Origin of the sequence: Glutamicibacter sp. V16R2B1 (assembly GCF_005774635.1) — a bacterium.
GTDB lineage: Bacteria > Actinomycetota > Actinomycetes > Actinomycetales > Micrococcaceae > Glutamicibacter > Glutamicibacter creatinolyticus.
This window is the reverse complement of the sequence record NZ_VATX01000001.1, coordinates 111,341-121,913: the sequence shown is the minus strand read 5'-3', so window position 1 is coordinate 121,913 and position 10,573 is coordinate 111,341. Positions and strand designations below refer to the sequence as shown.

12 protein-coding genes are annotated in these 10,573 nt (G+C 66.2%); 2 read left to right on the top strand and 10 right to left on the bottom strand.

Annotated features, from left to right (window positions below; all coding sequences use genetic code 11):
* Nucleotides 1–142: 142 nt before the first annotated feature.
* The 9 genes from rdgB to FDN03_RS00520 all read right to left on the bottom strand — a co-directional run bounded on the left by rdgB (nt 143) and on the right by FDN03_RS00520 (nt 6,338).
* Nucleotides 143–778, bottom strand: a complete 636-nt coding sequence (rdgB, locus tag FDN03_RS00560) for an RdgB/HAM1 family non-canonical purine NTP pyrophosphatase (protein WP_138173074.1) — start codon at nt 776–778, stop codon at nt 143–145.
* The gene (gene rph, locus FDN03_RS00555; protein WP_138173072.1) at nt 775–1,509 is read right to left on the bottom strand and encodes a ribonuclease PH; all 735 of its coding nucleotides are present in this window, start codon (nt 1,507–1,509) and stop codon (nt 775–777) included. Before rph ends, rdgB begins: the two co-directional genes overlap by 4 nt.
* A gap of 157 nt (nt 1,510–1,666) precedes the next feature.
* Nucleotides 1,667–1,999, bottom strand: a complete 333-nt coding sequence (locus FDN03_RS00550; protein ID WP_138173070.1) for an MGMT family protein — start codon at nt 1,997–1,999, stop codon at nt 1,667–1,669.
* A 25-nt stretch (nt 2,000–2,024) separates the two neighbouring features.
* The gene (locus tag FDN03_RS00545) at nt 2,025–2,462 is read right to left on the bottom strand and encodes a carboxymuconolactone decarboxylase family protein (protein WP_138173068.1); all 438 of its coding nucleotides are present in this window, start codon (nt 2,460–2,462) and stop codon (nt 2,025–2,027) included.
* A gap of 46 nt (nt 2,463–2,508) precedes the next feature.
* Complete coding sequence (locus tag FDN03_RS00540) at nt 2,509–3,417, bottom strand: MBL fold metallo-hydrolase (RefSeq protein ID WP_138173066.1); 909 nt, start codon at nt 3,415–3,417, stop codon at nt 2,509–2,511.
* Nucleotides 3,418–3,420: 3 nt separating this feature from the next.
* The gene (gene murI / locus FDN03_RS00535) at nt 3,421–4,338 is read right to left on the bottom strand and encodes a glutamate racemase (RefSeq protein ID WP_138173064.1); all 918 of its coding nucleotides are present in this window, start codon (nt 4,336–4,338) and stop codon (nt 3,421–3,423) included.
* A gap of 5 nt (nt 4,339–4,343) precedes the next feature.
* Nucleotides 4,344–4,928 (bottom strand): DUF2017 domain-containing protein, encoded by a 585-nt coding sequence (locus FDN03_RS00530; protein WP_138173062.1) that lies wholly within the window; start codon nt 4,926–4,928, stop codon nt 4,344–4,346.
* A gap of 4 nt (nt 4,929–4,932) precedes the next feature.
* Nucleotides 4,933–5,208 carry an ATP-dependent Clp protease adapter ClpS gene (clpS, locus tag FDN03_RS00525; RefSeq protein WP_249354138.1) on the bottom strand — a complete coding sequence of 92 codons (276 nt, stop codon included), beginning with the start codon at nt 5,206–5,208 and terminating at the stop codon, nt 4,933–4,935.
* A 110-nt stretch (nt 5,209–5,318) separates the two neighbouring features.
* Entirely contained in the window at nt 5,319–6,338 is a 1,020-nt protein-coding gene (locus FDN03_RS00520) for a sensor domain-containing diguanylate cyclase (RefSeq protein WP_171021074.1), read from the bottom strand.
* 413 nt (nt 6,339–6,751) lie between these two features.
* Between FDN03_RS00520 and FDN03_RS00515 the strand changes: the two genes are divergently transcribed.
* Both FDN03_RS00515 and FDN03_RS00510 read left to right on the top strand, forming a co-directional pair.
* Nucleotides 6,752–8,077 (top strand): nicotinate phosphoribosyltransferase, encoded by a 1,326-nt coding sequence (locus FDN03_RS00515; RefSeq protein WP_281283958.1) that lies wholly within the window; start codon nt 6,752–6,754, stop codon nt 8,075–8,077.
* An 8-nt stretch (nt 8,078–8,085) separates the two neighbouring features.
* Nucleotides 8,086–8,679, top strand: a complete 594-nt coding sequence (locus FDN03_RS00510) for an isochorismatase family protein (RefSeq protein ID WP_138173058.1) — start codon at nt 8,086–8,088, stop codon at nt 8,677–8,679.
* Between the two features lie 113 nt (nt 8,680–8,792).
* Here FDN03_RS00510 and FDN03_RS00505 read toward each other — a convergent pair whose 3' ends face one another.
* Nucleotides 8,793–10,559, bottom strand: coding sequence for a DEAD/DEAH box helicase (locus FDN03_RS00505; RefSeq protein ID WP_138173056.1), 1,767 nt, complete (start codon nt 10,557–10,559; stop codon nt 8,793–8,795).
* Between the last annotated feature and the right edge of the window lie 14 nt (nt 10,560–10,573).

Sequence of the window (10,573 nt, the reverse complement as noted above, 5' to 3'; positions counted from 1 at the left end):
CGTGCTGGTGACCCCGACCTTTTCCTCTCCTCTGTGTGACCGATTCCAGGCAGGAAAAAACCCGGCACCGCCAGGGGAACAACGATTCAGGTTCCCCGGCTGGCACCGGGCTTAGGGTCAGCAGCGACCGCGCCGTGGGGCGTCAGCGCTGGGACAGTACCTCGTTGACCTTCTCGATGATCTGCGGCAGCAGGGCCTCGAACGCCTTGGCGCGGTGCGAGACCGCGTTCTTCTCCTCCGCGGAGAACTCCGCCAGTGAGCGGCCCGAGCCGGAAGGCTCGAAGATCGGGTCGTAGCCAAAGCCGTTGCTTCCGCTGCGTTCGGTGCGCAGCTTGCCCGGCATGGTTCCCAGCTCCACGTGCGCGGTGCCGTCCGGGGTGGCTACGGCGGCGGCGCAGACGAACGCGGCCGAACGATGCTCATCGGCAATGTCGCCCAACTGGGCCAACAGCAGGTCGATGTTCGCCTCGTCATCGCCGTGGCGTCCGGACCAGCGGGCCGAGAAGATCCCCGGCGCCCCGCCCAGCACGTCCACGGAGATGCCCGAGTCATCGGCCAGCGCCACCAGCCCGGTGGCCGCGGCAATCTCGCGGGCCTTCTTCAGGGCGTTGCCCTGGAAGGTCACCGCATCCTCGACCACGTCGCCGGCACCGGCGGTCGCGGCGTCAATGACCTGGGTATCCACATCCAGGCCCTCGATCTTGCCACGCAGCAGCTCCCGCAGTTCGCGCAGCTTGCCCTGGTTGGAGCTGGCCAGCACCAGCACCGGGGCGCTCACGCGTTCACCTTCAGGGTGTCGGCCTGGATCTGGGCCAGCTCGGTGGTGCCGATCAGGGCCAGGTCCAGCAGGGCGTCCAGTTCGGCTCGCTTGAACGGCACGCCTTCGGCGGTGCCCTGCACCTCAACGAAGTCACCGGAACCGGTGACCACGACGTTCATGTCGGTTTCGGCGCGCACGTCTTCCTCGTACGGCAGGTCCAGCATCGGGGTGCCGTCGATGATGCCCACGGAGATCGCGGCGACCGAGTCGGTGAGCACCTTGGTGTTCTTGGCGATGATGCCTTCACGCCGGGCCCATTCAATGGCCTCGGCCAGGGCGACGTAGGCGCCGGTGATGGCGGCGGTGCGGGTGCCGCCGTCGGCCTGCAGCACGTCGCAGTCCAGCACGATGGTGTTTTCGCCCAGGGCGCCGGTGTCGATGATGGCACGCAGGGAGCGGCCGATCAGCCGGGAGATTTCATGGGTGCGGCCCGAAAGCTTGCCCCTGACCGATTCACGGGAGTTACGGGTATTGGTGGCTCGAGGCAGCATCGCGTATTCGGCGGTCACCCAGCCGGTGCCCTGGCCCTTGAGCCAGCGCGGCACCCCTTCGGTGAAGGAGGCGGTGCACAGAACACGGGTTTCGCCGAACTCGATCAGCGCAGAGCCTTCGGCCTGTGCGGACCAGCCGCGGGTGATGGTGATGTCTCGAAGTTGCGCGGCACTGCGGCCGTCAGCACGTAAAGTCATGGTTCCATCCTAACGAAACCACACCCCACCCACTGACAGAACGCTGTGGGCGGGCGCGAAACACCCAAGTGGCACGGGTATGACGGATTGCCGGGGCAGCCCGTCATCTGGGCAACACGACCCCGGGGACCATGCAGCCGGCCCCGTGGAGCGAAGCCTACTGCGCTGCCTCCTTGTTGCCCGGTGGCAGGGCCGCTTCCGGTCTACCGGTTTCACGCCCCTCCAGCCGCGCCCAGTCGATCTTCCCGTTCCTGAAGGGAATGTGCTCTTGTTCCAGCAATGCCCCCGCGGTGCCGCCGTGGCAGGCGGGCGGGGTGCCGTCGGCACGCACCACCCGCCACCACGGAATGGACTCGGAGATCCGCGCAACGATCCGGCCCACCATCCGCGGGTTCAGCCCGGCGATCCTGCCGATCTGTCCATAGCTGATGACTTCCCCGGCAGGGACCTGGTTGGCGATTTCGCGTACGCGTTCTTCCGCATCATTCATGCTGGGTTCCTGCCTACGTGCGCAGCTAGGGCGCGACCGGGTAGTGGCTGCGGATGGCGATGCGGTTCCAGCCGTTCATTACCACGGCCAGCCAGCTGATTGCCGAGACCTGCTCCTCGCTGAGCACTCCCGTGTCCCAGCTGCCGCGGGCGGGCACCGGCAGTTCGGTGACTTCCTCGGCCAGGGCCAGGGCGGCGAATTCAATGTCGCTGAAGTACTGGGATTCCCACCAGGCGGCCACCACGGCCAGCCGGTCGCTGCTCTCCCCCAGCTTGATGGCATCACGGGTGTGCATGCGCAGGCAGAAGGCGCAGCCGTTGATCTGTGAGACCCGGATTTTGACCAGTTCCCCCAGTTTGGGATCCAGGCCGCTGGCGGCGACCGCGGCGTCGGCCTGCTGGCTGAACGCGAGCATGCTCTTGTACAGGTCCGGGTGTTGTTTTCCGAGATTGACGGTGCTCATGAGGCTCGTCCCTTCCCTTCAAGGTCCCGGTTCACCGCCGGGGCCGCTATTTTTTGCGGATGGCCCGCGTCCCCTTCCAGGCGCGCACCTTGGATGGGCGGATGATGGAAACCGGTGCGGTGGGCAACGACTTCGGGGTGCCCAGCTGACTGCCGGAGTAGACCCCGTAGGTCACCCCGGAGACGGCCACGGCAATCCCGCCGCTGTAGGTTTCCTTCGCTTCGTCCACGACTTTGTTGATGGAGGTCCACACCGGGATGTGGGTCAGCAGCAGCCGCTCGACCTCGGCGTCGGTGGCCATCTGCCCGGCCCGCTTGCCGGTCAGGTGCACCCCGTCGATCGCGTCATCCCGGCCTTCCTCGAAAGCGGCCTCGCACAGGAACATGTCCGCCCCGCGGGCGGCCTCAACCAGCCCGTCGCAGGTGTCGGTGTCCCCCGAGTAGGTCAGCACGCTGGTCAGGATCTCCCCGTCCGGGCCCGGCTCGTGCGCCTCCACGCGCAGCGCGTAGGCTTCCTCGATCGGGTGGCGCACCGGGTAGGGGGTGATGGTGAACGGACCGATGTTCACCGGCTGCAGTTCCTGCCAGATATTAAAGTCATAGTCCTGGTGCATGGTGTCGCCCTCGGGCAGCCCGTAGGCGGTTTCGATCCGCTCCGCAGTGGCTTCCGGTCCCCAGACCAGCATCTTCTCGCGGTTCCAGCCATTGGGGTCCCATCGGATGGCCACATGCAGTCCGCACAGGTCCATGCAGTGGTCCGGGTGCAGGTGCGAGATCGCGATCCCGTCAATATCCTTGATGTCGGTGTAGCGCTGCAGCACCCCCAGGGCGCCGGACCCAAGATCGAGCAGGATCTTCCAGTCCCGGGTGCCGTCAAAGGCGGTGACCAGGTAACAGGAGGCCGGAGATCCGGGACCGGGAAAGGAGCCGGTGCACCCGATGATGGTCAGCTTCATGTCTCACTCGCTTTTCGACGCTGCGATCATCTGCGGGGTAATGCGGGCAATCGAACCGGTCGGATAGTGGGCTGCTACGTTTTCGACATGACGTACCGTGAGCACTTCCGGACCCAGGAAACGTCGCGCCAGTACACCAAAACTATCAGCGTTGCCGGTGGCAAGGAATTCGTGACGCGCTTGATCAGCGTCGTTGCGCAGCAGCCCGTGGCTGGTCAGTGCCCGGAAGGTGTCCTTCGCGGTTTCCTCCGCACTGGAGACCAGGGAGACCGAATCACCCATGACATAGGAGATCACGCCGGTCAGCAGCGGGTAGTGGGTGCATCCCAGGATCAGGGTGTCCACCCCGGCGGCCTGCAGCGGGGCCAGGTACTGCTCGGCAATTTCCAGCAGCTCGGGCCCGGCGGTGATGCCGGATTCCACGAACTCCACGAACCGCGGGCAGGCCACGGAGGTGATCTGCAGGTTCGGGGCGGCGGCGAACGCGTCCTCGTAGGCCCGTGAACCGACGGTCGCCTGGGTGCCGATCAGCCCGATCTTCCCGTTCTTGGTGGCGGCCACGGCGCGGCGCACCGCCGGCTGGATGACTTCCACCACCGGGATGCCGTACTGGGCAGTGTAGCGTTCGCGGGCGTCGCGCAGCACCGCGGAGGAGGCCGAGTTGCAGGCGATCACCAGCAGCTTCACGCCGGACTCAACCAATTCGTCCATGACGCCCAGCGCGTTGGCGCGCACCTGGGCGATGGGCAGCGGACCGTACGGGGAATTCTTGGTGTCCCCCACATAGATCAGGGATTCACCGGGCAACTGGTCAATCACCGCGCGGGCCACGGTCAGCCCGCCCACCCCGGAGTCGAAGATCCCGATTGGGGTGTTGGCATCCGGGGAGCTCTGCGGGCCGGTGGTGAAGAAGGAGGGCATGAAAGTTAGTACTCCGCATCCAGCAGCGCGCGCATCACCGTGTCCTGGATCCAGGAAATCAGGTTGTACATCAGCGCCATGTAGTCGTCTGGGTTCTTGACCTTGCGCGCATCATCGATCCGCGCGATCCGCGCCGAGTCCTCTTCATCGCGGATCCCCAGTCGTTCGGAGAGCACCAGGCGTACATCGTTCAGGGCCTGGGCGAAGCGGGAGGCGGCGGCGTCATCGAGCACGATCCGGGTGTTTTCCATCAGGAACTTCGCCTCGCGCAGCCGCCCGATCTTGGACAGGATCAGGTCGTGTTCGCCAAAGCGGCGGAAGTCGTTGGCCACCTCGGGGTCATCGCTGGCCACCGGCAGCAGACGGGCCACGGCCGGGTCGGAGGGTTCGGGCAGCGGTCCGCGGTCCGGGCTCATCCCGGTCAGTGCGTAGAGCGGATCCAGTTCCTCGCTCGGGTCTACCTGGTGGATCTCGTCGCGTTCCTCCAGCAGGGAGATCACGTCGTCGAACAGTTCGCGCAGCAGCTTGCGTTCCGGTTCGTGCAGGGCACCGGCAATGCCGCGGGCGGTGCGCTTGAAGGCCTTGGCCACGAAGTTAGGCCTCCTGGGACATGGTGGCGTTCAGGCCATATCCGTGCATCGCCTGCACGTGCCCCTCGATCTTCTCGCGCGACCCGTTCAGGATCACCGAAAAGCCATCGTGGTGCACCTGCATCATCAGCTTCTCAGCCTTCTCTGCGGTAAAGCCAAAATGGCTGCGGAAGACATAGCTGACATAGCTCATCAGGTTCACCGGATCGTTCCACACGATCAGGCGCCACTTCTTATCGTGGAGAACCTGCTCACTAATCTCTTCGAAGATATCGGGCATGACGGTCATGCCCACCATTTTACGCCCTTATCGCGCTTCCCGGGCTCGCGGTGACAACAACCCTGATCCAGTGCGCTGGTGCGAACGCATCGGCGGGATGGGTGCGTGGGTTATCGGGCCCGGCGGCGCTGCTTGTCCAGGTACATTTGCCGGTCGGCTTCCATGAATGCCTGCTGCACCGAGCAATCCCCGGGCACCGAGGCGGCGTAGCCAAGCGACGCCGCAACCCCCGCCGTTTCCAAAGCCTGGCGGAACACGGCGAAATGCTGCTCCAGCCGCGCGGAAGGAATCCCGTTGGCCAGGATGACAAACTCATCTCCCCCGTAGCGCGCAATCCGGTGGGAGCGCGAGGAGGCGTCGCGCAGCGCCCGGGCCGCGCGTTGGATCAACTGATCCCCCGCCGTGTGACCCTGCGAATCGTTCAGGGCCTTCAATCCGTCAATGTCGAGTACGGCCACGGCGACCAGATCCCCAAAGGCGTTGACCCGTGCCTGGGCGTCGGCAAGAATCGCGTCCCAGCCGCGACGGTTCAGCAAGTCGGTCAGGGCATCGCGGTGCGCCTGTGCCTTCGCGATTTCCAGGGCCCGCCGGTCCCGGTCGAAGCCGCGGGAGAGTTCCAGCTGGGAGGAAAGCAGGTCACTGAAGACCTTGAGCAGTTCCTCGTCCACGGACTCGTCAGCCTCCAGCGGTTGGCTGCGCACCCCGCACAGCACGCCGAAGGGCTGTCCATTGTCATCACCGATCGTATAGCCGGCATACGCCCCGATCTTGCGGGCAACCGGCAAATCCGCGTACTGCGGGTGGGTCTTCGCGTCGGGAACCACGTGCGCGGCGCCCGCCGCCATGCGCCGACAAAAGGTTTCACCCCAGTCCATCCGGTCCCCCACATTGATCAGGTGATCATGGTGAACGTGCAGGTGCACCTGGTACCCGTCGGTGATCCGCGAGACCGACCAATCCGTCAACGGGGTGTGGTGGTTCAGGTAGTCCACCACGCGCTGCGCGGCCCGGGAGAAACTGTGGGCACCGTTGACCTCCCGGCGCTCCGTGGCCAGCAGCGGTGCACCCTTCGCATTTCCAAGGAGTGCGTCCTGTGACAGGGAGCCTTCACCGGTGCCAGATTCGTACACGCTTGCCACTCGTTTCTCGTTGTCGATCGCCTCAGGGGTGCCCCTGAGATGCCGGACCCGCACGGTTGGTGCCCGCGCCGGAGGGGCGCACCGAGTACAAGTCCCGGCCGCTTCACCGGTCCGCATCATCCGAACCCCGCTTTTTGCTGAAAATACCAGCGCGACATGGCGACTTCAAGCCCGAACAGCAGGCTCTACGGCTCCGCCGTCCCTGGGTCGACCCCAGCCCCAAAGGCGCTGGTGCTGGCCCAATCAACTCCGATTTCTGTGCCTCTCGTGCTGGAACCCGGCAACGGAACCGACGCAGGCGGATCCAGTGCAGGGCAATGCGCCGGCGCATCCGGGACTCGCCCGAACCAGGCTGCGGCATGATGTCTCACCACGGTTTGAAGCGGGATACAGTAAGTCTTGGTTTGTCCCCGACTACACAGGAGCACCGCATGCTCACCAGCCTCTTTACCGACCACTATGAGCTGACCATGCTGCAGGCCTCACTGGCGTCCGGGGCCGCGCACCGTCCCAGCGTGTTCGAGGCCTTCGCCCGCCGCCTGCCGGATGGACGTCGCTACGGAGTGGTCGCCGGCACCGGCCGGCTGCTGGAGGGGCTGGCGAACTTCCGCTTCGAGGACGAACAGCTGAAGTTCCTGTCCGACAACAAGGTCGTGAACAAGGAGACCCTGGACTACCTGGAGAACTTCAAGTTCACCGGCAACATCACCGGCTACGCCGAAGGTGAGCTCTATTTCCCGAACTCGCCGCTGCTGACCGTGGAGTCCACGTTCGCCGAGGCCTGCGTCATCGAGACCTTCGTGCTCTCCACGCTGAACCACGATTCGGCCATCGCCTCCGCCGCCTCTCGCATGATCGCCGCCGCCGGCGAGCGCCCCTGCATTGAGATGGGCTCGCGGCGCACCCACGAGGAGGCCGCCGTGGCCGCGGCCCGCGCCGCCGCCATCGCCGGGTTCGACTCCACCTCCAACCTGGAGGCCGGGGCCCGCTACGACATCCCGACCGTGGGCACCAGCGCCCACTCCTTCACACTGCTGCATGAAAGCGAACGCGAGGCGTTCCAGGCACAGGTCGATGCCCTGGGCGTGGACACCACGTTGCTGGTGGACACCTACGACGTCGAGCAGGGCGTGCGCACCGCGGTGGAGGTCGCCGGCGCCGAACTGGGTGCGGTCCGGCTGGACTCCGGGGACCTGGTCCAGCAGGCCACCTGGGTGCGCGAGCTGCTCGATGACCTGGGCAACTGGAACACCAAGATCACCGTCACCAGCGACCTGGACGAGTACGCGATCGCCGCCCTGGCCAGCGCCCCGGTGGACTCCTACGGGGTGGGCACCGCACTGGTCACCGGTTCCGGGCACCCCACCGCCTCCATGGTCTACAAGCTGGTGGCCCGTCAGGACACCTCCGGCGAATGGATCCCGGTGGCCAAGGCCGCCACCAACAAGGCCAGCACCGGCGGACGCAAGAGCGGCGTGCGCCAGCTCAATGAGCGGAACCGTGCGGTCAACGAGATCGTTGTACTGGGTGAACACACCACCGAAGGCCCGGAACGCTTGCTAACCGTCCCGCTGGTCACGCATGGTGAGATTGACGAAAAGTATGTCTCAGCCTCCGGCGTGCAGCTGGCCCGCCAGCGGCACCACGCCTCGATCCAGGAGATGCCAGGCATCGCCCGCAAACTGCAGCGCGGTGAACCGGTGATCCCCACGATCCTCGTGAATGAATAGGAAGCACTATGTCCCGCGCACTGCTGATCATTGACGTACAACCGGACTTCTGCGAAGGCGGCCCGCTGGGCGTGCAGGGCGGCAATGCCGTTGCCTCGGCCATTGCCGCGGATGTGGCCGAACGCCGCGACTCCTACACCGCGGTCGCCACCACCCAGGACTGGCATATCGATCCGGGCCGGCATTTCTCTAAGAACCCGAACTATGTGGATACCTGGCCGGTGCACTGCGTGGCCGGAACACCCGGCGCGGCCCTGCATCCGCAGATCGCCGACCTGGAGGTGGACGGCCACTTCGCCAAGGGCCGGTATTCGGATGGCTATTCGGGCTTCGAGGCCCGGCTGCTGAATCCGGCCGCGGACCTGGAGGACGAATCCGGTCCGCTGCTGGAGGACTGGCTGAAGCAGCGGCAGGTGACCGCAGTGGACGTGGTGGGTATCGCCACCGACCACTGCGTGCGCGCCACCGCGCTGGATGCGGCCAAGGCCGGCTTCGCCACCACCGTGATCACCCCGCTGACCGCGGCGGTCTCCCCCGAGAACCTGCCAAGCCTTTACAGCGAACTGCGTGAATCAGGGGTCACCGTCCTGACCCTGGGCTAGAAACCGGGTCGGAACACGGGCATTGACAAAGAGGAAGAGGCCGCCGTGGCGGCCTCTTCCTCTCTGGTTTGGGTGCGGCGTCCCGCTCCTACCGGGACTGCGGTCACCGCTGGCTACTTGCGCCCGACGAACCAGTCCTGCAGCTTCTCAATGCGGGCGCGCAGCTGGTCCGCGTTGGCCTGCGGCACGGCCGGTCCACCGCACACGCTGCGCAGCTTCGTGTGGATCTGCGCGTGCGGGGTGCCGGTGCGCGCCGCCCACGCCGAAACGTTCTTGGACAGCTGGCTGCGCAGGTCCATCAGCTGGCGGTGGTCGGAAACCGGGGCGGGTTTGGAGGCCCCGCCCTTGATCTGCTTGCTCTGCTGTTCGCGCAGCAGCGCCGAGACCTGTTCGGGCTCCAGCAGCCCGGGGATCCCCAGGAAGCCGAGCTCCTCATCGCTGCCAATGTCCGCGCCGGTGCCGAACTCGCCGCCGTCAAAGAGCACGCGATCGAATGAGGCCTGGGAGTTCAGCGCCTCAAACTTGTTGCGCACCAGCTCGTCGCTGGCCTTCTCCTCACGGTTGGCTTCCTCCAGGGCCGCGTCATCCAGCCCGTCCTCCACCTTGGAGCCTTCGCGGTCCAGCGCGTGGTCGCGTTCGACCTCCATCTCGTTGGCCAGAGCCATCAGGATCGGCACGGAGGGCAGGAACACGCTGGCCACTTCACCGCGCTTGCGGCTTCGCACGAAGCGGCCGACAGCCTGGGCGAAGAACAGCGGGGTCGAGGTCGAGGTGGCGTACACGCCCACGCACAGCCGGGGCACGTCCACGCCCTCGGACACCATGCGCACCGCCACCATCCAGCGTGAATCTCCTTCGGAGAACTCATCGATCTTCTGCGAGGCGGTAGGGTCATCGGAGAGGATCGTGGTGACCTTCTGCCCGCAGATTGCCTCCAGCTGCTGGGCGTAGGCCTTGGCGTCATCGATGTCGGTGGCGATCACCAGCCCGCCGGCGTCCTTCACGGTGCGCCGTACCTCGGACAGGCGGCGGTCGGCGGCGCGCAGCACCGAGGGGATCCAGTCCCCCGCCGGGTCCAGCGCCGTGCGCCAGGCGTGGGCGGTGATGTCCTTGGTGGCCCCGGCACCGAGCTGGGCCTCCATTTCCTCGCCGGCGGCGGTGCGCCAGCGCATGTTGCCCGAGTAGGCCATGAACAGCACCGGGCGCACCACGTGGTCGGTCAGCGCGTTGCCGTAGCCGTAGGTGTAGTCGGCCTTGGAGCGGCGGATCCCATCCCCCTCGTCGGTGTACTGCACGAACGGGATCGGGGCGGTGTCCGAACGGAACGGGGTGCCGGTCAGCGCCAGCCGGCGGGTGGCCGGTTCGAAGGCCTCGCGGATACCATCGCCCCAGGACAGCGCGTCACCGGCGTGGTGGACCTCGTCCATGATCACCAAGGTGCGCGCGTCCTCGGTCTTGGCCCGGTGCACGGCCGGCTTCTGGGCGACCTGTGCGTAGGTGACCACGACCCCGAGGTAGTGATCGCCATGGCGGCCATCGGAGTTCTTGTAGTTCGGGTCCAGCGCCAGCCCGACACGGCCGGCCGCGTCGGCCCACTGCTTCTTCAGGTGGTCGGTGGGCGCGACCACGATCATCCGGTTGATCTTCTTGGAGTCCACCAGCACCTTGGCCAGGCGCAGTGCGAACGTGGTCTTACCGGCACCGGGGGTCGCCACCGCCAGGAAGTCCTTGGGTTCGGTGTCGAAGTAGAGGGCAAGCGCCTCGGCCTGCCAGGCACGCAGCTTCGGCCCGGTGCCCCAGGCCGCGCGTTCCGGATATGCCACCGGCAGCTTGTCTTCCAGCGGAAGCTTGTCACCAATGTCGAAAAGTGTGTCGGTCATCTATCCTCTCCCGG